20 protein-coding genes are annotated in these 24350 nt (G+C 36.8%); 10 read left to right on the top strand and 10 right to left on the bottom strand.

Annotation, left to right across the window (positions count from 1 at the left end; all coding sequences use genetic code 11):
• Positions 1–228: 228 nt before the first annotated feature.
• The 4 genes from JSS34_00805 to JSS34_00790 all read right to left on the bottom strand — a co-directional run bounded on the left by JSS34_00805 (position 229) and on the right by JSS34_00790 (position 1959).
• The gene (locus tag JSS34_00805; protein MBS0184887.1) at positions 229–636 is read right to left on the bottom strand and encodes a DUF4260 domain-containing protein; all 408 of its coding nucleotides are present in this window, start codon (positions 634–636) and stop codon (positions 229–231) included.
• Complete coding sequence (locus JSS34_00800) at positions 633–1103, bottom strand: winged helix-turn-helix transcriptional regulator (protein ID MBS0184886.1); 471 nt, start codon at positions 1101–1103, stop codon at positions 633–635. The genes JSS34_00805 and JSS34_00800 overlap by 4 nt, the downstream gene beginning before the upstream one ends.
• Positions 1081–1509 (bottom strand): polyketide cyclase, encoded by a 429-nt coding sequence (locus tag JSS34_00795; protein MBS0184885.1) that lies wholly within the window; start codon positions 1507–1509, stop codon positions 1081–1083. The genes JSS34_00800 and JSS34_00795 overlap by 23 nt, the downstream gene beginning before the upstream one ends.
• A gap of 246 nt (positions 1510–1755) precedes the next feature.
• Entirely contained in the window at positions 1756–1959 is a 204-nt protein-coding gene (locus tag JSS34_00790; protein ID MBS0184884.1) for a DUF465 domain-containing protein, read from the bottom strand.
• Positions 1960–2281: 322 nt separating this feature from the next.
• Here JSS34_00790 and JSS34_00785 point away from each other — a divergent pair, with 322 nt between their 5' ends.
• The 5 genes from JSS34_00785 to JSS34_00765 all read left to right on the top strand — a co-directional run bounded on the left by JSS34_00785 (position 2282) and on the right by JSS34_00765 (position 7395).
• Positions 2282–3364: an ATP-dependent 6-phosphofructokinase gene (locus JSS34_00785; protein MBS0184883.1), complete on the top strand. Its 1083-nt coding sequence runs from the start codon at positions 2282–2284 to the stop codon at positions 3362–3364.
• A 65-nt stretch (positions 3365–3429) separates the two neighbouring features.
• Positions 3430–4329, top strand: a complete 900-nt coding sequence (locus tag JSS34_00780; GenBank protein ID MBS0184882.1) for an EamA family transporter — start codon at positions 3430–3432, stop codon at positions 4327–4329.
• Between the two features lie 192 nt (positions 4330–4521).
• Positions 4522–5172: a lipoprotein gene (locus JSS34_00775; GenBank protein ID MBS0184881.1), complete on the top strand. Its 651-nt coding sequence runs from the start codon at positions 4522–4524 to the stop codon at positions 5170–5172.
• Positions 5173–5646: 474 nt separating this feature from the next.
• Positions 5647–6597, top strand: coding sequence for a hypothetical protein (locus JSS34_00770; GenBank protein MBS0184880.1), 951 nt, complete (start codon positions 5647–5649; stop codon positions 6595–6597).
• 51 nt (positions 6598–6648) lie between these two features.
• Positions 6649–7395, top strand: coding sequence for a hypothetical protein (locus JSS34_00765; GenBank protein ID MBS0184879.1), 747 nt, complete (start codon positions 6649–6651; stop codon positions 7393–7395).
• A gap of 22 nt (positions 7396–7417) precedes the next feature.
• Here the strand turns inward: JSS34_00765 and JSS34_00760 are convergent, their stop codons facing one another.
• From JSS34_00760 to JSS34_00750, 3 genes are read right to left on the bottom strand one after another with little or no spacing between them, the layout of a single operon-like run.
• Complete coding sequence (locus tag JSS34_00760) at positions 7418–8323, bottom strand: 50S ribosomal protein L11 methyltransferase (GenBank protein ID MBS0184878.1); 906 nt, start codon at positions 8321–8323, stop codon at positions 7418–7420.
• A 1-nt stretch (position 8324) separates the two neighbouring features.
• Positions 8325–10517, bottom strand: a complete 2193-nt coding sequence (locus JSS34_00755; GenBank protein ID MBS0184877.1) for a UvrD-helicase domain-containing protein — start codon at positions 10515–10517, stop codon at positions 8325–8327.
• A 21-nt stretch (positions 10518–10538) separates the two neighbouring features.
• Positions 10539–11795 carry a nucleoside:proton symporter gene (locus JSS34_00750; protein ID MBS0184876.1) on the bottom strand — a complete coding sequence of 419 codons (1257 nt, stop codon included), beginning with the start codon at positions 11793–11795 and terminating at the stop codon, positions 10539–10541.
• 201 nt (positions 11796–11996) lie between these two features.
• Here JSS34_00750 and JSS34_00745 point away from each other — a divergent pair, with 201 nt between their 5' ends.
• From JSS34_00745 to JSS34_00725, 5 genes are all read left to right on the top strand, one after another.
• Positions 11997–13397 carry a DNA recombination protein RmuC gene (locus JSS34_00745; GenBank protein ID MBS0184875.1) on the top strand — a complete coding sequence of 467 codons (1401 nt, stop codon included), beginning with the start codon at positions 11997–11999 and terminating at the stop codon, positions 13395–13397.
• A 9-nt stretch (positions 13398–13406) separates the two neighbouring features.
• Entirely contained in the window at positions 13407–14696 is a 1290-nt protein-coding gene (locus tag JSS34_00740) for an HlyC/CorC family transporter (protein MBS0184874.1), read from the top strand.
• 154 nt (positions 14697–14850) lie between these two features.
• The gene (gene rplM, locus JSS34_00735) at positions 14851–15315 is read left to right on the top strand and encodes a 50S ribosomal protein L13 (protein ID MBS0184873.1); all 465 of its coding nucleotides are present in this window, start codon (positions 14851–14853) and stop codon (positions 15313–15315) included.
• Entirely contained in the window at positions 15316–15807 is a 492-nt protein-coding gene (gene rpsI / locus JSS34_00730) for a 30S ribosomal protein S9 (protein MBS0184872.1), read from the top strand.
• Between the two features lie 187 nt (positions 15808–15994).
• Positions 15995–17518: a hypothetical protein gene (locus JSS34_00725; protein ID MBS0184871.1), complete on the top strand. Its 1524-nt coding sequence runs from the start codon at positions 15995–15997 to the stop codon at positions 17516–17518.
• Between the two features lie 138 nt (positions 17519–17656).
• Here the strand turns inward: JSS34_00725 and JSS34_00720 are convergent, their stop codons facing one another.
• From JSS34_00720 to JSS34_00710, 3 genes are all read right to left on the bottom strand, one after another.
• Complete coding sequence (locus JSS34_00720) at positions 17657–19258, bottom strand: hypothetical protein (GenBank protein ID MBS0184870.1); 1602 nt, start codon at positions 19256–19258, stop codon at positions 17657–17659.
• A gap of 282 nt (positions 19259–19540) precedes the next feature.
• A complete protein-coding gene (locus tag JSS34_00715; protein MBS0184869.1) occupies positions 19541–21883 on the bottom strand; it encodes a hypothetical protein in 2343 nt (780 codons plus the stop codon).
• Positions 21884–22279: 396 nt separating this feature from the next.
• The gene (locus JSS34_00710; protein MBS0184868.1) at positions 22280–24334 is read right to left on the bottom strand and encodes a hypothetical protein; all 2055 of its coding nucleotides are present in this window, start codon (positions 24332–24334) and stop codon (positions 22280–22282) included.
• Positions 24335–24350 lie beyond the last annotated feature (16 nt).

Raw genomic sequence — 24350 nt, 5'->3', positions numbered from 1 at the left:
AAAACATAGTTGGTAAAAAAGAAGAGCTTTTTAAGTATAGTAAGAAGCACAATCTACTGAGCTTATCTCGAACTCTTGTAGAGTATACGAAATAGTATCCTATGGATGTTGGGAGCATAAAATTACCTATAAAATTAAAAAAGGCATGCTTAAGATTGTTCTTATAGGATTAAGGAATGATGGTGATGTCTATAAAAAATTTCAGCGCAAATTAAGTTAAGAGTGCTTTTACTTCCCCCCTTTTTCCCAACCTTTAATCATTCCTAAATGGGTATATTTAAAACCTTTTGAATACTTAAGGCCAAAACCTAAGCTTCGGTCAAAGCCAATGTAAGCTCCCCAAATAAGAGGGATATAGAAGAAATGAGGCTCAAATTGCCAACATAATATTCCTAAAATGAGAGGAAAGATGTAAGAGTGAAATGTATTATAGGCAAAAGCGCCAGGTGTTTTTCCAAAAAGATAACCTGTAAAACTTATATCAGGAAATAAAAACAAAAAGAAAAATGTTTTCCAAGAATAGTCAAAATACCTATAGGCCATTAACATCGTGCAAAAAACAGCCAGTCCTTCTAATCGAAGGAGTATTCTTAAAAATCCAGTCACAGAGCCGGGTACTTCTGAGGAATTGGTCATTGGTTAGATCCTTTTATAAGTTTTTTTAAGGTTTGAATAAAAATCGGTTGAGTTTGACCAAGTTTTTCAAAAAAAGTTTCATCGATATGTTCAACACGCGGAACGAGTTGATGTATAAGCTCTTTTCCTTTTTCGGTTAGAAAAACGCTTTTAGAGCGCGTGTCGATCTTATGTTCAAAGCGCTCCACAAGCTTTTCTTCTACGAGCTTTTTAAGGGCTTTAGAAACCGTCATTTTATCAAGCTTTGACCATTCTACAATAAGTGTTTGTGTTGTGTCATAGTGATGGGCTTTAAACCACAGAAGAAGCGCCATAATGACAAATTGTGCGTGGGACACTCCAAAAGGCTCGAGCTCTTTTTTGATAAGCCTTTGCCAAGTCATTGTTGTTTGCCAGAGCAGGAAGCCGGGGCTGTCTTGAGGTTCTTCAAACCCAAAAGGAAGATTAGGGGTATTTTTTTCGTGCAAGATTGACAAGAGCCTCCATTTCTTCAGGAACTGTATTAGCAACGTTTTGAGCAACAAATTTAATCCAAAGCCATTTGAGAGGACCTGTGACTTTGAGTGTGTTTGTGAGCTTTAGATGCCCTTTGCTCGTTTCTTCAAGTTCATGTGTATCATACATTTTGGCACCAAAAAAGGAAGTACAATCGGTAAATTTATGGCCTTTTTCGATTTCTGTCAGGATAATTTTAACAGCTCTCATTCCTTTGGGCTTTAACATAAAATAATTTCCAACTTCAAAAGGGCCATCGAATGTGCAGAAATAGAGATCATTGTGCCAGGTTGGCCATTGATTTATATCTGTCCAGAGCTCCCAAATGGCTTCTTTTGTAACGTTCTGAAAGGTCTGACTATAGGTTCTCATCCACATTTATTTCTCCTTATGTAAAAAAAGAATGTAAAAACGTATAATATATATAAATTTACTAAATTGTCAAAAGTTAATTTAAGATACGCAAGATCGATATATTGAGCATTTTTTACTAACACATGGGGATTTGCAATTGTGTCTGGTTTGTTTCAGGTGGGGGAGTTCATGGCCTGTTTATGAAAAGGATTATTTCTATTGAATTATTGAATGTTTCGTCTTTTTACTATAAAAAATATATAAGAAGTATTAAGCAATAATATCTGGAAGAAGTTCATTCTCAAGAGTCACGATTTGTTCTTTAAGATGAAGCTTCTTTCGTTTGTATCTTTGAAGAAGAAGTTGATCAGGTAAAGGCTTGATTTGTTCTTCTTTAATAAAACACTCCAAAGCTTGATGTTCAGTTTGTAGATCAAGAAGTTTTTGACGTAAGTCGCATTGTTTTTCGGACATTTGAGATATCTTTGAGTGCAATGGATCCAAGAAGAAATGAAAAGAAAGCTTATGTCATAAAATGTCAGATTTGGTTTTTATAAAAAGGATATATATACTTCTTATAACTTTTCAAAATTTATCATGATCTTTTAAAAAAAGGCAACCAGTTTAATAATAAAAGAGTTTAAAAAATATAAAGACAAATGCACTTTCACAAATCTTTTAAAAGATAAGTCTAAAAGTAAATATTCTCTTTTTTTTGTGTTTTTAAGGGCTTGAAGGTTTTTAGGATTTAGACCAAAGTAAGCACTGAGATATATAAAGAAAAGAGGAGTATGTTTTGAAACGAATTGCAATTTTAACAAGTGGTGGTGATTGTGCTGGCCTCAATGCTGTTATTCGTGCAGTTACATATCGGGCCATACAAGGATATGGATGGGAGGTTCTTGGAATTCGTAATGGAACACAAGGCCTTTTAGCGAGGCCTTTAGAATACGAGACATTAACCCTTTCATTAAGAGGGTTTGAAGATCGCTTGTTACGTATGGGTGGGACAATTTTAGGAACAACAAATAAAGGAAATCCTTTCCATTATCCAATGCCAGATGGTACTTTTTTAAATAGATCTCAGGAAATCATTGAAGGCTATCGCAGTCTTAAAATTGATGCATTAATTGGGGTCGGAGGGGATGGAAGTTTAAAAATTTTGTCTGAACTTGCTGCCCAAGGAAATATAAATTTTGTGGCAATCCCAAAAACCATTGATAATGATCTTGGTATTACGGAAAACTCAATTGGATTTTCGACGGCCGTTCAAGTTGCAACAGAAGCGTTAGATCGCTTGCAACCCACGGCAGCGAGCCATGATCGCGTCATGATATTGGAAGTCATGGGGCGGGATGCAGGTCATATCGCTCTTATTAGTGGCATCGCGGGGGGAGCTGATGTTATTCTTATTCCGGAAATCCCCTATCGTATGTCCGTGATTGCTGATAAAATCAAACAACTTCAGAAAAGAGGGCAGCGGTCTGCACTTGTTATTGTTGCGGAGGCTGTTAAAAAAGAGAATGGAGATTCCGTTGTTATCCATGACATTACAGGAAAAGAACGTTATGGAGGAATTGGACATTATCTCGGTGAAAAAATTTCACAAATTACAGGAGCTGAAACCCGTGTGACGGTTTTAGGCCATTTGCAAAGAGGAGGGCAACCAGACTTTAGAGACCGGCTTCTTGCTTCTGCCTTTGGTGTGCATGCTGTGGATCTCGTGGCAGAGCAAAAATTTAATCGTATGGTTGCCTGGCAAAATCGTAAGGTGATTGATGTTTCTATAGAAGAAGCAATTGCTCATTATCAAGCTGTAAACATTCATGGAACAATGATGGCAACAGCACGTGGGCTTGGAATTTGTTTTGGAGACTGAGGTAAAAGAAAAAAATTTAAGTTTCTTTATTGGAAGATTAAAGATTTTTTAGAAAGTTAAGAAAAATGAGATTATTATCAAGCCAACATAAGGGAATCTTTTACGCCAGTCTTTCTGGAATGCTCTATGGGTTTCTTGCTTATTTTGGAATGATGATTATAACAGAAGGACATTCTTCTGTTTTTAACATGTTGTTTTGGCGATTTTTTGTAACAACACTTGCTTTTTTAGTGATTTTAATTCCAGCTCAAGAGGTTATATATGATAAACGCCAAATCCTCTATGCTTTTGGGGGCGCTTTTTTCTATGGGGCCTGTGCGGCGCTTTATTTTGTTGCAAGTGAGTACATTGGAACTGGACTCGCAATGGTGATTTTTTTCACCTATCCCACAATTGTCGCTCTTTTAAATTGGTTTTTTCACCGTTATAAAATTACGCTTTTTTATTATATTTCTTTTATTTTAACGGCGGTTGGAATCTTTTTGCTCAGCGATCGCAGTCAAATGACTTTTGATTTTTATGGAATCTTTCTCGCGTTTTTGGCAGGGATAAGTTATTCTTTTTATATGCTGATTACAAAAAAGCAGGCACAAAATCTTAATCCCATTTTATCTTCTTTTGTTATTTCTATCGGAAATGCGATTCTTTTTTTAGGACTTTCTCTTTTTAATCATAGTTTTTTTATCCCCACGACCTCTCTTATTTGGATAAATATTTTTGGTGTAAGTATCATTGCAACTGTTTTTCCTCTCTTTTTGCTCCTCATGAGTTTAAAATATATTAACTCGACGAAAGCCTCTATTGTTTCCGTTTTAGAGCCTGTTGTGACAGTAATTATAGGCGTTTTATTATTACATGAATCGTTAAGTTGGATCCAAATTATTGGAATTGTTGTGATTCTTGCCGGAACTCTTAGCATTCAATTTGATAAAAATGTTGATAGCCCGAAAAGAGTGCAAGATTAGTTTTTAAAGAAATAGTCTTAGAAAACTGTGAAAGGCGATTGAAGCCTTTTATTTTTTCTTGAATTTACATTCACTTACCTTGAATAAAATCAAAAGAACTTGATTTTGAAAATAGAACATTTATATATCTGAATAAGCGATAATGCCTTATGATATTTTATTCGTTTTACAATTATTTTAAGGATTAATATAATGAAAAAACCTCTATTATACACATCTCTTCTTGCTCTTTTAAGTGGCTGCTTCTTTATCACGGAATCTCTGCAAGCTATGGACAGGGACCCCGTCGAAGAGATAACGCATATTAGGGTTCTCCCTCTTCCAATGGAATCAATTCGTGCTTTTCTTGGTGACGAACAAGCGCAACTTTATGCAGGCCAAGTGGGGCCCGTGCAGGGTGAAGCGGAAGCCAATCGGAATGACAATGCTCAGAGAAATGGAATAAGATTTAAGGCGCTGCTTAATCTTCCTTGTGAAAATTTTATTGAAATTAATTCTAATGAAGGAGAGATTTTCGCGCTTCAACATCCCATAAATTTTAGGACTAGGGTGGCCTCGTATTTTTCTGAATATCCACAATTTAATGAGGCACGTGATCTTAATGTTTCTCAAATGGGTAATGGATTCATAAAAGGAAAGATAAGGTATTCTTTACCAGATGGAGCCGTAAAAGATTTTTATATTGAAGGCACCTTGTTTCATTCAGGGGAAAGACCTGAGAATAATGTTATGTCTGCTGCTCCGCTTGCGGCTGAAATTAACGAGAGCACACTTAATTTAAGATTTTTTTATCCAGCGGAAGCTGTTGTAAAAAGATTCTATGCAATTGGGGAGCTTCCTTAAGAAAATTAAGTTTAATTCACAATGTATAAGAAATACCCTTAGAATAAAATAGTTTTTTATTCTAAGGGTATTTCTCCTTTCTCAGAAAAATTAAAAATCTAGAACGCTAAAAGAACAATCTTCATCGTCCTTATTTTAAAGAAAAAGCTTTTGGTCTTTGAGATACCTAAAAGCAGGCTTTTTTAATCAAATATTCTTTTTTCATTTATAAACATGCCCTCTTTATTAATTATCGTCATCATGTTTTCTCCATATGGACATGCATCTTCTCATAATCTCGCCTCCTTTTTCTTCCCGCATTTAAAAAAGGTAATATGACTCATCGCAAAGAGTTTTAAAATTTTGTACATAGAAACGAGATGTTCAAATATTTTAAAGTATTTGAGCCTTCTTTAAGGCTTCTTTCTTAAGAGAGGTTGATTTTTGAAAAAGAGCAGATTAGCATATAGGAATAAAAAATAAGGAGAAGCGTAGATGACATATATAAAACATTCTTTATTTATTTTTATCGGAATTTGGATGTGTTCACTTCTTTTTTTTGTAAAAGAGGGACAATGCCTGGAGGAAGATTCTGCGGATGCAACGCGACCAGGTACGGCTTTGAGACGCAAAACAAACTCTACGATTAGAAGCAGGAACAGAGATGAATTTTTGGAAAAATTAAAAGCAGTAAATGCTCAAATAGAAGTGCGACGTCAAAAAGAAGTACCAACTATACAAGCATTGTGGAGTTCTGCTTTTGAAGCATCGACAGATTTTCAGAAAATTGTGAATCATTTAATTGCAGACGACCTCAAATCAGAGAAAAGTGCTTTCAGATTAGATGTTACCCCTGGAGAGCATCCTCTTTTTGAACTCCTCTATCAAAACAAAGAAGATAAGGCTTCTCAGAGCAAAGTTTTAGTAAGTATTGAATTTATAAGTAACTTTTCTGAATTTTCTAAGAAAGAAAAAGGAGAGCAGAAAAAGGCGTTTGTAAAGCAAAAAAACCCTTATAATTTTTCTCGTATTCTACGTCGGCCTTTAAGGAATTTAAATGATTATTCTACTATAAAGCTCTTCCTAAATGCGCTTGACGGTATCATTCTAAATCATCAACATGTTTTATCATGGTATGGTATTCCAGAAGAAAAAAAGACGCGTACGGTTCTTATAAAAAGTGATAACAATAGAGCTGTAAAGGTTACATATTTTAAAGATGTTTTAACGCAAAATGATTTTGTTGCTCCAGAAGTAATGGGCCTTAAGAATCTTTCTCTAAAAAGTGAATATCCGGCACACAAAGAAGACATGAGGGTGGCTGAAGATGAAGAAGAGTCTGAATATATGTCAACTGCAGGTGCCGCGCAGGACGGTGACTCATCTTCTTCCGAAGGAGAATATTTATATGTGGGAGATGGTGCAGGAGGTTTTGAATATCCTTGAAACATTGAGATCTCCCTTGGGTATAAAAATAAATAAAAAAGGAAATTCTAAATGATGCATAAAAAACAAAATATCTTTGCTTTAAGATTGGCTTTAAGTGTTTTATTCCTATTCTTTTTAGGAGAAACGTGTTTTGGTTTTGATGATCCAGGAAAAACGGATGGGCCTTCGCGTCTGACGCGTAGAAGTCCTGTAAAAAAAAGAAAACCTTTACGAGAAGAGATGAATAAGATTGTGCAAGAAGGTTCCTCAGAATATGCAATGGTTTCAGGTGCAAAATTACCTGAAGAAGAAGAGATAACTTTAGAGGAAGAGGAACGTCTTTTAACGGAAGGATTTCAAAATCCAGAAGATTTTTTGAAACTTTTTAATTTTTATCGACGCTCTTTGATCACACGTTTTGGCTGCTTAGATATTTCTTCTCTTACGAAAGGAGCAAATCCTTCTTTTAGAATTCTCTTTAAAAAAGATAAGTACACAGATCAAAAACCGTTAATAGAAATGCTTTTTATGCAGACATTTTCTGAAGCTGAATGCCAGAAAGTGGCGAAGTTAAATACACGACTTAAATCCATTTCAAGTCTTATTAAGCCTCCCCTAGAAAATGATAGAGATCAAATTTTTTTGAAGTTATTCTTCAGAACATTTGATGGAGTTTTAGAGAGTAAAATGGAAGAAGGATCAGTTCAATTCTATGCAAATTTAGAATCAGGAGACGGTATCTGGAAAATTATCTTGAGAGATCTAAAGAACGAAAGTGCTATTTATTTTAGATATCATCCAGAAACTTTAAAATAAAAGAGACAGCTCAAAAGATGTTTTAAGTGCTTTTTTGAAGCAAAAGAGCAGACCATTCTTTTTCTTCATAACTTTTTAGAAACTTAAACCCTGCTTTTTCATAGTGTTTAATAACCTCTAAGGCTTGTGTTGTGAGAAGCCCAGAGAGAATAATATAGCCGTTTTTTTGTGTATAAAAACCCATGTCTTCAGCCATTTCAAGAAGCGGGTCTTTTAAAATATTCGCCATGATTACACTGAAGGGAGGTGCGTTTCTTTTTTTAAGAATGTCGAATCCTTCGCTCAGATATGTCTCAATTTTATCAGATAGATTATTTAAATGGGTGTTTTCGTTTGTTACACGAATGGATTCAGGATCATTATCAAGGGCAATTACCCTTGTTTTAAAAAGGCCGGCCATCGCAAAGGCTAAAATTCCAGAGCCCGTTCCCACATCTAAAAAAGAAAGAGGAGGATCAGAAGAGACTTTCTTTAAGATCCAAAGGTCATAAAGGAGCATAAGGCATCCTTTTGTTGTAGCATGTTCGCCAGATCCAAAAGCGGTTGCGGCATTAATTTGAAGTGGGATAAGCCCTTCAGGGCAAGCATCTGTTGTATGGCTTCCATGAATATAGAACGGTCCAATCATGAGAGGAGGAAATGCCTGGTATGTTTCAAGAACCCAATTTTTTGAAGGAACTGAGGTCACTTTAATTTTTGGAATTTCATATTGTTGACTCTGAGAAATATTTTCAAGGGCGCTCATAAACAGATGGTGCATTTCTTCAGAGTCTTCTAAAAGAGCTTCCACAGTCCATTTAAGTGGGTTTTCTATATTTTCAAAACAAGACAGAGAAAGACAAAAAGGATCTAAAGTCTCAAGAAAAAAGGAAGCTTGAGACTCAGTGGTTTCAAAAGAAAGCGTTATAAGAGAGGGGTGAGATGTCATCTTAAGAAGCCTTGGAGATAAAGTCAGAGATTATTTTCTTAAGGCCTGCTTTATCAAAATCAATTTCTAATCGATCACCCTCAATAGATTGGATGATGCCATAACCAAACTTTTCATGAAAGACACGTTCTCTAATCTTGTACAGACTCTGTTTTTGTGTTGATGAGGGAAATGAAAAGCTTCTTTTTTCAGAAAATTTTGTGAAAGTTGAAGAGAAAGCGGGCTTTTCTTGAAAACTTTGGGAAAAATGCATGCCTTGGAGACCTTCATGTTCAATATCTTCGTTTGGAAGCTCTTGAATAAAGCGAGAAGGATAAGAAGACTGCCATTGATTGTAGATCTGTCGGTTGGCTGCATATGTAATGTAGACATTTGATCGCGCCCGGGTGATTCCGACATAAGCAAGCCGACGTTCTTCTTCTAAGCCTTTTTTACCTTGCTCATTGAGAGACCTTGCATGGGGAAACACATTTTCTTCCCACCCCACAAGAAAGACAGTTTGAAACTCTAAACCTTTCGCACTGTGGAGTGTCATAAGGGTGACTTGATCCCCTTGCGTTTGAGCGGCATTGTCCATAATAAGTGAGATATGCTCTAAGAATCCTGTAAGGCTCGGAAACTCCTGAATTGCAGTCACGAGTTCTTTAAGGTTTTCAAGGCGGCCAGGGGCATCGGGAGATTTGTCTTGCGCCCAAAAATCAGTGTACCCTGATTCTTCTAAAATACGCTTGGCTAACAGAGAAGGCTCTTCTTGAGAAAGAAGACTGCTCCACTGCGAAAGGTTTGAAAGAAGTGTTGTTAGCCCACGTTGAGCTGCCCCTTTAATCATAACGGTTTGGAGCAAAAATCGAGCCGCCTCCAGCAAGCTTAAATTCTGCTCACGGGCTGTTTCATGCAAAAGTTGAACCGTTGTTTCTCCAATGCCTCGACGGGGTGTATTTAAAATACGCTCAAAAGCAAGACTGTCTCGGGGCTGAACCACAATTCGTAAGTAAGCAATGGCATCTCTAATTTCAAGACGTTCGTAAAAACGAAGTCCACCAATTACGCGATAAGGAATCGCGATATTTAAAAGACGTTCTTCAAAAGAACGTGTTTGAAACCCCGCTCTTACTAAAATTGCCATTTCTGACAAAGGATATCCCTTGAGGTGAAGATTTTCAATTTCATCGCTTACAAAGCGGGCTTCTTCGCTTCCATCCCACATTCCTTTAACCTTAATTTTATGGCCACTACTTTCTTCTGTCCAAAGGGTTTTGCCAAGTCGGCCTTCATTATGGGAGATAAGATGGGATGCTGCTTTGAGAATATGGGGAGTCGATCTATAATTTTGCTCAAGTCTTATAATTTGGGCGTCTTTAAAGTCTTGTTCAAAGCGCAAAATATTACCAACTTCAGCGCCACGCCAACCATAAATAGATTGATCATCATCTCCAACGCAACAAATGGAATGTGTTTTTTGAGCAAGAAGACGCAGCCATAGATACTGTGCAATATTCGTATCTTGGTATTCATCAACAAGAATGAATTTAAATTTATTCTGATAATGCTCTAAAACATCCGGAAATGATCTAAAGAGTGTTATGGTATGAAGAATAAGATCTCCAAAATCGACAGCATTTAAAATTTTCAATCGTTGTTGATAGAGCGTGTATATATGAGAGACTTTGGGAAGCGTTAAAAGCTCTTTCGGAGCATGGGATATTTGTTCAGGTGTTAAAGCTTGATCTTTTAAACGGCTAATTGCATATTCATAAGCACGTGCTGGATAGTGTTTATCATCTATATTTTCAAGCTTTAAAAGCTCTTTGATAAGACGAAGTTGATCATCTTTATCTAAAATTGTAAACGAAGTTTCAAGGCCCAAGAGTTCAGCATGACTTCTGAGTATACGCGAACAAAGTGAATGAAAAGTTCCAAGCCAAAGCCCTTCAACAGAATGACCAAGGAGATCTCCAACCCGTTGTTTCATTTCTTGTGCTGCTTTATTTGTAAATGTAACGGCAAGAATTTCGGAAGGATAGGCTCTCTGGGTATTGAGAATATGGACAATACGTGAAATCAAAACACGTGTTTTTCCGGTGCCAGCTCCTGCAAGAACAAGAAGGGGCCCATCAAGATTTAGGACAGCTTGTTGTTGAGGCGTGTTTAAGGTTTCCAAAAAAGAAAAAGAGGATAAAATGTCATGGTTCATGTATTTTAATCCTCCTCATGCTCAGGGGTGAAGATAAGACAAAAGTCCAACAATTGTCCCTGACAACATCGTTGACAGGGTTCCAGCAAATACAGCCTTAAATCCGAGAGAAATAATGTCTTTCCTTCTTTCTGGGGCCATCATGCCAAGGCCTCCAATTTGGATTCCAATACTTGAAAAGTTTGCAAATCCACACAAAGCATAAACCATAATTAAACGGCTGTGAGGGCTTAAGGTTTCATGGGACATTTTTGAAAGTTCACTGAATGCATAAATTTCATTTAAAATTGTTTTGGTTCCTAAAAGACTTCCAGCGATTTTCGCGTCTGCCCAAGGTATCCCCATAAGCCATGTAAAAGGAGCCATGATGGTTCCTAAAATTCTTTGAAGTGTTAAAGGTTCCCCATAAATATTTGGAACAAAATACGTCAGTCCTTTATTAAGAAGAGCAACGAGGGCAACAAAGACAATTAAAACCGCGACGATATTGATAAAGAGACGAATTCCATCGGAGGCCCCTCTTGAAATGGCATCCATGGTACTCGTAAATTCATAAGGCATAACAAGATTCCCAGATGTAACAGCGCCTACTTGAGGGATCATAATGCGTGAGAGGGTAATAGCAGCCGGCACGCTAATAATGGAAGCTGTTAAAATATGAGAGAGAACATTTGGAACTGAAGATTCTAAAATCGCTGCATACAAAGCCATAATGGTTCCCGAAGTTGTTGCCATCCCGAGCGTCATGACTGTAAAAAGTTCACTTCTCGAAAGATCATTTAGATAAGGACGAATCAGAAGGGGAGCTTCGGTTTGCCCTAAAAAAACTTTTGCAGCACCACAGACACCCAAAGCTCCTCCAATGCCCATAATTCGTTGAAGAAACCAAGAAAGTCCACGCACAACAGCAGGCAGAATACGCCAATAAAAAAGAAGCATTGAAATCGCACTTACAACAAAAATAAGCGGAAGAGCTTGAAACGCCATACTAAAGGTATTTCCATTTTCGACGACATGAAAAGGAACAGCGCCTCCTCCGATATATCCAAAAACAAAGCTTGTTCCTTGAAGTGTTGCTTCTTTCAAAATGGTAACGCCCCGTCCAAGTGTTAAGAAAAAATCTCGAATAAAACTAATTTCAGTTAAAGCAAGGGCAAGAATAAATTGGGTAAAAAGGCCAATAAGAATTGCTTTAAGACTTACTTTTTTTCGATCTTCACTCAGAATCCAACATAAACTTACAAAAAATAAAATACCAAAAAGTCCTTGGATATACATGTGTCCCTCATGTTAAAATTGATATGTTAAAGTAAGAATCGATTTTGAACCGAAAAGAAATTAGAAGAAGATGCACGCGTTAAAAAACCTTTTTTGAAGAGAAATCACTAAGAAAGATTGTACTTTTCTCCTCACTCTATTAAGTTAATAGACCATAAGTGTTTTAAAAGAAAGATCCAAAAATGAAGAAAGAAATATATCGTGTCGATAATAGGTAATTTTTACGAGATTGTCTTTGGACTCCTATGCTTTTGTGGAGGAGGACTTTTTTTATGGATCTATCTGCATTTTAAATATTCCAGTATAAAACATATTTTAACGGAGACAGAAGGTCAATTAGAAAGAGAACAAGCATCCAATGCTCTTCTTCATTCAAAAATTTTAGAAGAAATTGAAAAAAGAACAATTTTTGAAACTCAGTGTCAAAATTTTCAGGATAAAATTAAGCTTTTGGAAGAAGCAGAACAGCGTTTAATGACAACCTTTAAAGGCCTTTCTGCAGATGCTTTGCGTGCAAACAACCAGTCCTTTTTGGATCTTGCGCAAAGTGTGTTTGAGAAATTTCATGATAAATCTATAGGAGATATGGCACAACGGCATAAATCCATTGAAGAAATGATGATTCCTTTAAAAGAAACACTTGGGGTCTTAGATCATAAAATTCATGAAGTTGAAAAGTCACGTATTGGGGCTTATGAATCTATAAAGCAGCAGATTCATGATCTTGTTGAGACACAAAGAGATTTAAAAAAAGAAACGACAAATCTTGTGAAAGCACTCAGAACGCCTCATGTGCGCGGACGATGGGGGGAAATACAACTTCGACGTGTTGTCGAAATGGCAGGCATGGTTTCTCAATGCGATTTTTTAGAGCAAGTCCAAGGTGAAGACGAAAACATGCGTCGAACGCGCCCTGATATGATTGTAAAACTCCCAGGGGGAAAGAGTATCATTATTGACTCAAAAGTTCCTCTTATGGCATATCTTGAATCTCTTGAGGCGCACGATGAAGCAACGCGTCTTGAAAAGTTGAGAGAGCATGCGCGTCAAGTTAAATCACACATTTACGCTCTTTCTCAACGGAGTTATTGGGATCAATTCTCCCATTCTCCTGAATTTGTTGTTTTGTTTTTGCCAGGAGAGTCTTTTTTTAGTGCAGCACTTGATCAAGACCCAACTCTTATCGAGCTTGGTGTTGATCAAAAAGTTATTCTTTCAACGCCGACAACGCTCATTGCTTTGCTTAGAGCTGTAAGTTATGGATGGCGACAAGAAAAAATTGCTGAAAATGCTCGAAAAATATCGGACCTTGGCAAAGATCTTTATAATCGGCTTGAGGGGATGGGAAAATATTTAACACGTTTAGGGCGGTCATTGGGTGGGGCTGTTGATGCCTATAACCAAACAGTTGGAACTTTTGAAAGCAGGATTCTTGTTACAGCACGGAAGTTTAAAGACCTTGAAGCTGTTCCTGAGGGTGAAGGAATTGACATTTTAAAACCACTTGATCATCACATTCGCAATACCCAAATGTCTTCTGCTGCCGAGGATCTTGACGTTCTCTTAGAAAAAAATGATCATACACTAAAAAATAAGGAGTAAGAAAATCTCATGGCTATTTTAATATCCTCATTAATTATATTTGGGCTGCTTGGAATTTCTGCCTATCTTTCAGCTTCTGAAACAGCTCTTTTGTCTGCGTCACGTTTTAAATTATTTCAGCTTCGAAAAAAGGGCTCTAAAAAAGCTGCCTTGGTTGAATCCTTACAAGACCGTATTGAGCAAGTTATTGGATCAGTTCTCCTTTATAATACACTTGCAAATACATGCGCTTCTTCTTTGGCGACAGGTGTTTTTATGACGCTTGCAGGAGAAGCTGGTATTGCTTATACAACCGTCGTTATGACGGTATTTGTTTTATTTTTTGGAGAAGTCGTTCCAAAAATGTTTGCTGTGAATAACCCAGAAAAAGTTGGTTTGTTTGTTGCGCCTATTGTTGGGGTTCTTGTGAGGATCGCAAGTCCTATTACAAGCCTTTTAAGGTATCTTGCCCGGATATTTTTATCTTTTTTGAATGTTGAAATTAAACCAGAAGCTTCCTTTGCGTCTGTTCGAGAAGAATTAAGAGGAATTATTGATTATCATGTTGGAACGCGTGTTGAGGTTATTCATGAACGCGCTATGATTAATAGCATCTTAGATCTTGATTCAGTGACAGTGGATGAAATCATTGTTCATCGGAAAAATGTGACGATGGTTAATGCTGACTTGCCACCATCAGAAATTGTAGATCAAGTTTTAAAAAGTCCCTATACGCGTCTTCCCATATGGAAAAATAATCCTGATAATATTATTGGAATTCTTCATGTAAAAGAGCTCTTAAGAGCTGTTCGGTCTCATAAAGGACCCCTCGATAAAATGGATATTTTAAAAGTTGCAACAAAACCTTGGTTCATTCCTGAGACCACAACACTCCTTGCACAATTGCAGGCCTTTCGTGATCGCCGTGAACATTTTTCATTGGTTGTTGATGAGTATGGTGCTTTATTAGGAACGATAACGCTTGAAGATATTTTAGAAGAAATCGTTGGAGATATTGCTGATGAATACGATGTTAATATTAAAGGAGTTACGGTTGAGCCAGGTGGCTCATTTCTTGTGGCTGGATTCGTGACAATTCGAGATTTAAATCGTGAATTTGAATGGAAGCTCCCAGATGAAGAGGCTGCAACCCTTGCTGGGCTCATTTTATATGAAACAGCAAAGATCCCTGAACAGGGGCAAGTTTTTATGATTCATGGGTTTCGGATTGAAATTGTAGAAAGAACGCGCAATCAAATTACATTATTGCGGGTTACTGCTCCTTCATCACCCGTGGATGAAAAAACTTTTGAAGAGTGATTCAGCAAGAGATTAAGAAGAGGTATTATTTTACCGCAAGTTTAACTCTTTGTATTTAAACGATTTTTAAATGTTTTTGTAAATTATTCTTGACGACTTTTTTTAAAGCGCGTAGGTAATCTTTAAAATGTTTTACAGAAATTTTAGGTGAATGATGAAAACCTTTTCAATTAAATCGGCTGATATTAAAAAAAATTGGTACATTGTAGATGCAGAAGGTCTTGTACTTGGACGTCTTGCATCGATTCTTGCCAATGTTGTTCGTGGGAAACATAAGCCCGAGTATACACCTCATATGGATTGTGGTGATTATGTGATTGTTATAAATGCCGATCGCATTGAGCTTACAGGCGCAAAATTAGATCATAAGAAGTTCTATTGGCATACAGGACATCCTGGAGGCATTAAAGAACGCACAATGAAAGAAATCTTAGAAAGTGCACATCCAGAACGCGTGATTTTAAAAGCCGTTGAACGTATGATACCAAAAGGTCCTTTAGGGCGGCGTCAGCTTAAAAATCTTTTTGTATATGGCGGGGCAAATCATCCCCATGAAGCCCAAACTCCTGTCCCCCTTAATATTGCTGATCGCAATCCAAAAAATAAGAGGATTAAATAAATGGCGAAATCAAAAGCAGATCTTACAGATTTGAAAGAGATTGTTTCCGAAGTTGAAGTCGTGGAAACTGAAAAGAAAATTGTTTATGTTCAAAAGCTGGATGCTCAAGGTCGTGCCTATGCAACAGGAAAGAGAAAGAATGCGATTGCACGTGTTTGGATTAAACCTGGTAAAGGCAAAATTACGATCAATGACCGTGATTTAACAGTTTATTTTGCGCGCCCTGTTTTACGTATGCTTATTCACCAACCCCTTGATGTTGTAGCGCGCACAGGTCAGTATGATGTTGTTTGCTATGTGAGTGGTGGTGGTCTTTTTGGACAAGCAGGTGCCGTTCGACACGGAATTTCTAAGGCGCTCGCTCACTTTGAACCCGATTTACGCGGAATCCTGAAGGCAAATGGGTTTTTAACACGTGACTCACGTGTGGTTGAACGTAAGAAATATGGTCGTAAAAAAGCCCGTCGCCGTTTCCAATTCTCAAAACGTTAGACCCAAAAAAGTGTTTCTTAAAAACCTCCCTCTTTAGGGAGGTTTTTTATTTTTTTAATTTAGCGTCTTGACGGATATGGGTTAATCTATTTACATACAGGAGAAGATTCTCAAATCTATGTTTTCTTCTATTTAATTTAAAGCACTATTTTTAAGGTCTTTTAGGATAATTTTAGAGGGGTATTTTATGAAAAAATATTTATTAGCGTTTTTTCTTTATTTAATTTTTCAAGGGGTTTTCTTTCCTCTTTTTGCAATGGAGTCTGAAGATCCTGATTATGTCGCATTTATGAACAAAGTAAATTTATGCCAAACGAAAATACGGGGTCTAGAGCAGCATATTAATATTATGACTGATTGTTCTGAAGGAAGACTACTCGCCCTTAAGGCATTAAGACAAGAGACTGAAAAAGAAGCTCAAACAGATTTACAATTAAAAGCCTTATCAGATGCTCTCATGTCTTTAAAGGAAAGAGGCTCTGTGCTTGGTGACCTAAAATACCCTGCTTTTAAAGAAAGAAAAAAAGAAAACGATGAGTTGTTCGGCGACATTCGTTCTACCTACCTTCAGATACTTGGTGAATTTACAGAATTGCAAGAAAGCATGAAATTTTCTCCTTTTGAGGATAGGGCTCAATTGATATCTGAATTGCATGCTGCTGTTCGAGGGGAGAGAGATGCCTATAAGATGCTTGCAGAACATCTCGTGACAAGACAGAATCAAACCTCAGATTCTTCTGAAACATCTGCGACAGCGCCATCAACACGTCAAGAGCAAGAAAGAGACAAGCCTATTGACAGGAAGGCTGCCGCAGACTCTGAAAAAGATGATAGAGCTGACGCATCTTCTTCTGATGCTCATCTTTTTGCTCTTGTTTCATTAGGACATGGAAGGCAATTACAACAGGGGGCCTCTTCTCCAGTTTTAAAACTTGTGGGTGCCCAATATGTGAGTCCAGCACAACCTATGGTTGCTGAAATGTTTTTAAGATTTCAGGACCAGAACACAAAGGTATTTTTAAGGAAGTATATAGAAAATCCTTCGAGGTATGATGATCTAAAGGATCTACTTAAATCAACCATTGGAATGGAATTAGCTCTGAATGAAAGATTCCTCCTTATTTTGAATAAAGTAGACAATGATCTTTCTGTGGATGCTCGATTGGTTTTTGAGGGCCCAAAAGAAAAAGCAGAAATAGATATGATTCAATATCTTATTGGGTTTTATAGAACGTTTTTTGCACATCGAACTTCTTTTTTAAGAGACCTCTTTCAGAATTTTAAATCTCCAAAACCACAACGACAGCTGATTTTCTTGAAATCGGATAAGTCGGATGACGAAAATAAACAGATTAAAGAAATGGTCACTATATTTAGAAATCTTTTCTTATTGTTGACGGATGTTAGAGAAAACTATTTCAGGTCTGATGTTCCAAGAGATGTTCAGCTTATAACTAAGATGATTAAAGATATGATAAAGAAGGGTTACAACAGAACCAATCCTGGTATGGGTACTTCTTCTTACTCTACATGGAATTCCTTTAGCCCGGAGACTTTCTTCGAACCTCTTGGAAGTGATTTTTTAGATCCTTCCTCTCTTGATAAGGAGTTTTTGTCCCTAAAAGATTATTTAAACCAAATTCAAAGAAATTTATCAGAGATGACAGTTATAGAAAAAGCCGAGTTCCGTCATTTTTTTGAAAACCAATAATGGGGAGATAGAAGGTTTTCGACATACTTTGTGAAAGGGTTTTTTTGGCTGTTTAAACTTTTTATTTTGCTCTCTAAAAGAGATTTTCCCCAGAATATATGTTCTGGGGAGGATAAAATTAATAAAGAATAATATTTGTTATTTTGTGCGCTGCATTTCTTCTCTTTCTGTTTGTGGGCGGGGTGCTTCTTTTGGAGCACTTATTTCTTTTGGTTGTGAATGAAATTGTGTTGCGGGTTTTTTTGGTTGAGATGTGGGACGTGTCTTGGGCTGTCCCGTATAGGAAGACGTTGAGGAATGTTGCTTCCCAACGTTTTCTTTTAAACTGTGGCCATAAATGCTTGGAATCTTACTCAGTGTAGAAGGGGTTCCTCTGTTAGGCTCAGCTTCAGGTTTAGGTAAAGCTTTCAAGCGTGTTTGTACAAAATCAGAAAGGTTTTTTAATTTTCCCGAAGGAGCCTTCCTGATGTCATCTATGATTCTTTTTGTTTGGTTTGGAGAAAGTTTTTCTTTCCTTATAAGTACAATTACTTTTGCAACTTCCAAAGTAATTTCTGCCTGTGAAAGATTTGAATTATAAAGATGTTCTTCAGTCGCAATAAGAAATTTTTTATCATCCCGGGTGAGCCTTGGATTTTCCCCGAGTTTCTTAAGATACTTGCTTACATTATCTTGTTGGGTTTTGATGCGCGGCGCCCATACAGTCATATACTTTGGGGTAAGATCAGTTTTCGTTAACTTGGTGAGAGGCACTCCTTGATTATGAAGATATAACGCACGTCCAAAAGTACCTTCAGAAATGAAATCCTCTTTCCCATATATTTCTTTTAACTTCTGCATTACGGCATGTATGTGCTTGAAAGCCTTTTCAAGATTTCTCTTTTTTTCTTCTGGATGGTCTTTATACTGCTCTACAATAGAATGTATCATTAGAACGGTTTCAGGGGTTATAGGAGCATCGTTCTGATGCAAAATCTTAATTGCATCATCAACAGCTTTATTTGTATAAGCACGAACGGCTTCTGGAGAAAGAACCTTACCTTCTTGTTTGAGTGCATCATCCATTAATTTTAGGGCAATTTGAAGTTTTATTTCTGCAATTTGAGGGGTTTTATCTTTGAAACCTTGTATTAAGAGTTTTATTTCACCAGCTGCTCTCTCGAGTGTATTTTTTAATTCATCGGGGCTTAAAGCGTCTTGGGGGCCATGTCCGGATGCATGTAATATCTCAAAAAAGTGAGTAATCATTGAACCCGAGAACTCTATGTGATGCGTTTTAGCGGCGTTTGCCATTTCTTTAATGATGATTGCGACATTTTTCAAAGATGGAAAATTTCCAGTTTCTTCTCTAATTTTCGTTATATGCTCCAAAACAGCATCGATAATTTGTTCATTTTTTTCCGATGAGCTGGGCGTAATTGAGATAACTTTTTCTTCTGAGAGAGCAGAAATAACGTCATCTTGCAGGCCTTCCCATTCTTTATTGCTTTTTAGAGGGACTGCTTCTGCGTGAAGCGAAGAGGAAGATTCTACACGTCTTTCTAAAGTGCTTGGAATATTTGAATTTTCTATAGTCTGTCTATCTAGACCACTATCCGCTCTAGGAAGAAAAAAGTCAGAGGGATTATCCGGGGAGACAGGGGCGGACAATGATTCAGATTGAAGGGCATAAAGATTTTGAGTTCCTGCGCTTAGAGAAAGAAGAGAGATTAAAGCAAAACGAGAAAGAGATGATTTCATAGTAAAAGTGCTCCCAGTAGTTTATTTTAAATTAATTTATTACGACTTTATTAAGATAACATACTTTCATAAAAAGAACAAGACAAAGAATTTACATCCTTATGTACCATATTCTTTCTATCCCGAAAAATGCTGCAAAAAAAAGAAAAGCAAGAAAAAGAAAGAGTGCCGTGTATTTTAAGTATAAAACACAGAGTTTAATCTGAAAGACAGTTTCTATATAGGAGAGTTTTCCCCTGGACACGCGTCCTGGGGAAAAAATTGCTAAAAAATCAAATACATTTATTTTATAGACCGTGTTTCTTTTTCTCTTTCTGAGCTTGGTTCCTGTCTTTGAGAACGAGAAGGTTTCAAAGAATCTTGTTTCCTTGTGCTTGCCGATCTAATTGTCGTTTTTGGATGAGAAGAAGTAGCCGCTCTAGGATTTACTTTTTGTCCTTGCGGCAAATGGGAAGAGGGTTGGCCAGCAGTATATCCTAGGCGTTCGTTTTTTAAAACAGGTGCACCATGAATAATTGGAACTTTATCATATATATAAGGCTGACCATTGGAATGAGATGAGGTTCTCAAGCGTATGCTGACAAATTGTGCAAGGTTTTTTAACGTACTGGAAGAAGCTTTTCTGATTTCATCTATTATATCATTTGTCTGTTGAGTAGAAACCTTTTCCTTTCTTAAAAGAGAAATTGTTTTTGCAATTTCCGCAGGAATATCATCTTGTGAAAGTCCGGAATTATGATAACGCTCTTCCACTACGCTTAATAATTCTTTGTCTTTAAGCGTAAGAGTTGAATTCTCTCCTAGTTTCACAAGGTTAGTACTCACAGCCTCTTGTTGAGCTAGGGTGCGTGTCCTCCATATAGGAAAATAATTAGGATGAAGAGAAGTTTTTGTGATCAAGTATATTGGTAATCCTTCACTGTAAAGATCATACGCATGTTCTAAAGAACCTTTAGGGAGTGACTCATCTTTATATATTGTCTGAAGTTTACGCGTTAAGCTTTTTATTATACCAACAGTCTCATCAATTTTTGTTTTCTGTTCTTTCGGGGAGCTCTTATATGTTTCCTCAATAGAATGGATTAGTGCGACTGTCTCAATATTTATGGGGACATGATGCTTGGACAAAATTTCTATAGCAGGATCAAGAGAACGATTCGTCTCAGTACGGAGCTGAGCCAAAGAAAGAACTTGATCTTGGGATAGAGCCTTATACATTAGATTTAAGGCAAATTCATATTTTATTTTTGCAATTTGATGGGTCTCATTTTCGAATTCATTCTTTAGGGCTTTCATTTCATGTGCTGCATGAGTGAGGGTGTTTTGCAATTCAGATGGGCTAAGAGCGTCATGAGGTCCATGACCTGATGCGTGCAATACCTCAAAAAAATAAGCAATCATTTGGCCAGAGAACTCTAAGTGTTGTTCTTTAGCAGTCGTTGACATTTCTTTAATTATTCTCATGACATTTTCCAAAGAGGGAAGGTGTCCACTTTGCCCTTGAACATTCAGCATATGCAATATAATAGCTTGAATAATTTCTTTCCTTTTTGAAGAATAATCTGGCGTCATGGGAAGAATATTATCTTTAGAAAGAGCTTCGGTAATTTTTTTTGTTAGAGATGGGTTAATAAGAAGAGGATTTTCATGGAGAATTCTCATTTCACTTACTGCTTTATTAAGAACTTCTCTTATTTCAGATGCACTGAGAACTTCATGAGGTCCAAGATCTGCCTGACGCAATTTTTCAAAAAGGTAATTAATCAAAGGGCCACAGAACACTAAGGGACGCGCTTTACTCGCAATTTTCATTTCTTTAACAATTTTTGTAACCATTTCTAAAGATGGAAGCTTTCCAGTGTGGAGTTGAATATTCATCATATGCAGCATAACCGTATCAACAATCTGTTGGTTTTGGAAAGATGAACTTTGGAAAATAATATTTTTATTTAAAAAAGCACGGGTAATTTTTGGTCTCAGATCCTGTGATAAAACTTTAAATTTCGCTGCTGTTTTATCGAGTATGCTTTCAATTTCAATGAGATTTATAGGGGCAAGCGATCGATGTTCTAAATGAACGACTTCAAAACAATATGTAATAAAAGGACCAGATAGTTCTAAGTGATGCGCTTTGGCAGCTCTATCTATTTTTGTAAAGACCATTATGGCATTTTCTAAAGGCGAAAAAGTTCCATTTCGATGGTAAAGGTTAAACAATTGGCTGTTAATGACGTCAATAGTCTCTTGGTTTTGCAGAGAAGAATCTAACGAGATGATTCTTTTTTCTTTAAGAGCGGCGATAACCCTTTCCGAAAAGTTAATTAATTTTTCTTGATCGCTGCGTAGTGACGCTTGAGAGGAGCTTACATTCGAGGTATTTGAAGGAGTTGGGTCGGACGATAGAATGGGTGGGCGAGGGTTTTGACGTAAAACCGTCCTGTCTTGATTTATGTCCTTATTCGAAAGGCTATCAGCAGTAGGTACAAAAAATTCAGAGGGAGCATCAGATAAATTGTTGGGCTTAGGGGTATGCAATGATTCAGATTGGAGAGCATAAAGATTTTGAGCTCCTGCGCTTAGAGAAAGAAGAGAGATTAAAGCAAAACGACAAAGAGATGATTTCATGGTAAAAGTGCTCCCTGTATTTTGTTTTTGAATTAATTTTTTAGAACTATATTAAGATAACTTACTTTCATAAAGGGAACAAGACAAAGAATTTACATACTTTTGCAGCCTATTCATTTTTTTCAGAAAAAGCGTGGTTTGAGTCTTAATTTAGGTGAGCTTATTAATTCAAATTTTAGAAAATAGAAGGCACTTTTCTTCCATGAAGGGAATAAACAAATATACCCGACAGAATAGATTGTTCTTGGCTATGAAAAAGCTTATGACCAAACGCCGCCAAAATCGACGCAGGCAGCTTCAGCTTCGATGCGTTGGGATCTCTCCTTAAATCAATGTCTGCCTGAATTTAGAAAATCTGTCTTTTTTTAAGAGAGAAAGGATGTTAACTTTATGGAGTTATTGACCATTTCTAATATTTGGATTATGTATCTCTTTTAAGATAGCAAGCTTTCTCAATTCCTCGCGTGCAGCTAATATTTGATCTCGAAGATAAAATTTTACAAAGCCAACTTTGTCTATATTGGGTAATATCACGCTCCCTCCTTCAAAGACGGGAAGAGTCGATGTTAGAATTGTAATAATTCTTCCATTATAAATGTATGCCACTGAATCAGGCAGAGCAAGCTTTTGATGAGATCCTTTCCCCCCTTCTTTTGTACATCCCAGACTTATAAAATATCTTTCAAATTCTTCTCTTGAAATATCCCAATTATTTGCACTAATTTTTTCCTCAACCTGTCGTGCACTTGTGGTTAAAACATCCCCATATAAATCCAAAATTGTTCGAGGGTCATTTTCTAAAAGATGTTGAAGCTCAATTTTGCGTCTTGCCTCTTCATCCTCCTCTTCCTCATCAACATTTTCTGCTTCAGCAGCTGCAGCATTTAAACTTCTCTGCCTCGCTGCTTCTCGCTCAGCTTCTCGTTTAGCATGATTACGTTTTTTCTTTTCTTTATCATCCACTCTTGTTGGGGTAGTGCCAGAAAGAAAAACAGAGGGAGACGCAGCTGCCTTCGAAGCTTCCATTCTTTTCTCTGGTAAAATTTCTGGTTTTACAGAAGAAGCTCGAGAGGTAAGTTTTTGAGAGTCTTTTAAAGCATGCTCAGAAAACTTTTTTAAATGTTCTCTTATTTGTGTATAATACTTTACATTTCTTGTGTGACGCTCTTCCTGTTTTTTCTTTAAATAGGCTCTCTTCTCTGCTTGTGTTTCAAGCATCAACAGATAAAGGTCCTCTGGTTCTCCCATAAAGTTTTTAATTTGGGCTCTGAGTAACTTTATCGAGCTTTCCATATCGTGAAAATGATGCTGTGTTGCATCAAGGCGCTCGAGTGCTTCTTTATGTGCTCCTCCTTTTGTTAAACTTAAGATTGTCCCTAAAATGATAAAACCGTTTTTTTCTGAAGTTGATGTGCAGAAAAACTCATAAAGTTCTTTTAAAGAGGCCTCTTTTGAAGCAGATGGATCTTCTGCAGCACATGCCTTGGATCGGTCAACACATAAAGCGCTCTTTCGGGAGGATAAATCTGCAATATTTTTTTCAAATGTCTGCAAGACGTCTAAAAAAGAAGTAATGTCTGAATGGGGAGACCATGTGAGGATAAGCTGTTCTAATGGCATAGAGAATAAGGTAATTTTAGCTCTAACATCTCCCTCTTCTGCAAAAGGCTGTACCATCCTTGCCAAACTTGCATGAGCCGATTGGACTTCCTCGCGTTTTGGACGGGGAGCTCCTTTATTTTTAGTTTTTATATTTTTTAAAAAGGCTTCTGTTACTATATACGAATCAGAGCCTTTAGGGATTCTTTTTAAATAAGATGTTGCAAGTTTATGATAAGATTCATTTCCTGTTTCTTGAAAGAGACGTGCATAGTTAATGCAGAGTCTATCATGAAACTGAAAAATTTTATCTTCTTCTGATTCCGGCGGAATATTGGAAAGGCGATGAAGTATCTGAAGAGAAAAATAAAGATGTGAGGTGTCTTGAGAAGACGGGCTATGTTGTGCTTTATCTATAGATTGAGTGGCAAACAGTCCTAGCATTCTCATCATCACATTTATAGTTTTTTGAAATTCCTTATTCTTACTTCTAAAGTCATGATAAAAAAAATAGTTTGCAGACCTTTTAACTTCTTCATAGTCAGAAAGGGCGTCATAAATACTTGCACGTGTTTGACAGTATGAAAAAACAAAGCTTGTGAGGTCATCTTCTTTTTCAAAAGATGATGTTGATGGAAAGTATGTGAGGACTGGTTTTGAAAGAGGTAAAAATTTATCAGGGTCAGGGATGCCCCCATTTCGTAAAGACCAATTTTCAAAAGATATGATATCAGCATATTGAATTTGTACTCCTTCTATGGTCAATTGAAGAGGAAGTGGAAAGTCTTTAGAAATTTTTTCTATGAGAGCTCTATTTTTTTGTGGAAGAATGTGATCATTTATATAGCTCATCTTTTTTTTGAAAGCT

This window comes from Pseudomonadota bacterium (genome assembly GCA_018242545.1).
In the GTDB taxonomy this organism is placed as follows: Bacteria; Pseudomonadota; Alphaproteobacteria; order 16-39-46; family 16-39-46; genus 16-39-46.
Note: the sequence above shows the minus strand (reverse complement) of the source record. Positions and strands in the feature narration are given on the sequence as shown.

What these genes read in the sequence shown, in the direction of transcription:
- JSS34_00715 (MBS0184869.1), bottom strand. Translation starts at nt 21,883, where the DNA reads ATGAAATCATCTCTTTGTCGTTTTGCTTTAATCTCTCTTCTTTCTCTA.
- JSS34_00710 (MBS0184868.1), bottom strand. Translation starts at nt 24,334, where the DNA reads ATGAGCTATATAAATGATCACATTCTTCCACAAAAAAATAGAGCTCTC.
- JSS34_00765 (MBS0184879.1), top strand. Translation starts at nt 6,649, where the DNA reads ATGATGCATAAAAAACAAAATATCTTTGCTTTAAGATTGGCTTTAAGT.
- JSS34_00780 (MBS0184882.1), top strand. Translation starts at nt 3,430, where the DNA reads ATGAGATTATTATCAAGCCAACATAAGGGAATCTTTTACGCCAGTCTT.
- JSS34_00805 (MBS0184887.1), bottom strand. Translation starts at nt 636, where the DNA reads ATGACCAATTCCTCAGAAGTACCCGGCTCTGTGACTGGATTTTTAAGA.
- JSS34_00775 (MBS0184881.1), top strand. Translation starts at nt 4,522, where the DNA reads ATGAAAAAACCTCTATTATACACATCTCTTCTTGCTCTTTTAAGTGGC.
- JSS34_00790 (MBS0184884.1), bottom strand. Translation starts at nt 1,959, where the DNA reads ATGTCCGAAAAACAATGCGACTTACGTCAAAAACTTCTTGATCTACAA.
- JSS34_00725 (MBS0184871.1), top strand. Translation starts at nt 15,995, where the DNA reads ATGAAAAAATATTTATTAGCGTTTTTTCTTTATTTAATTTTTCAAGGG.
- JSS34_00755 (MBS0184877.1), bottom strand. Translation starts at nt 10,517, where the DNA reads ATGAACCATGACATTTTATCCTCTTTTTCTTTTTTGGAAACCTTAAAC.
- JSS34_00750 (MBS0184876.1), bottom strand. Translation starts at nt 11,795, where the DNA reads ATGTATATCCAAGGACTTTTTGGTATTTTATTTTTTGTAAGTTTATGT.
- JSS34_00720 (MBS0184870.1), bottom strand. Translation starts at nt 19,258, where the DNA reads ATGAAATCATCTCTTTCTCGTTTTGCTTTAATCTCTCTTCTTTCTCTA.
- JSS34_00795 (MBS0184885.1), bottom strand. Translation starts at nt 1,509, where the DNA reads ATGTGGATGAGAACCTATAGTCAGACCTTTCAGAACGTTACAAAAGAA.
- JSS34_00760 (MBS0184878.1), bottom strand. Translation starts at nt 8,323, where the DNA reads ATGACATCTCACCCCTCTCTTATAACGCTTTCTTTTGAAACCACTGAG.
- JSS34_00770 (MBS0184880.1), top strand. Translation starts at nt 5,647, where the DNA reads ATGACATATATAAAACATTCTTTATTTATTTTTATCGGAATTTGGATG.
- JSS34_00740 (MBS0184874.1), top strand. Translation starts at nt 13,407, where the DNA reads ATGGCTATTTTAATATCCTCATTAATTATATTTGGGCTGCTTGGAATT.
- rplM (MBS0184873.1), top strand. Translation starts at nt 14,851, where the DNA reads ATGAAAACCTTTTCAATTAAATCGGCTGATATTAAAAAAAATTGGTAC.
- rpsI (MBS0184872.1), top strand. Translation starts at nt 15,316, where the DNA reads ATGGCGAAATCAAAAGCAGATCTTACAGATTTGAAAGAGATTGTTTCC.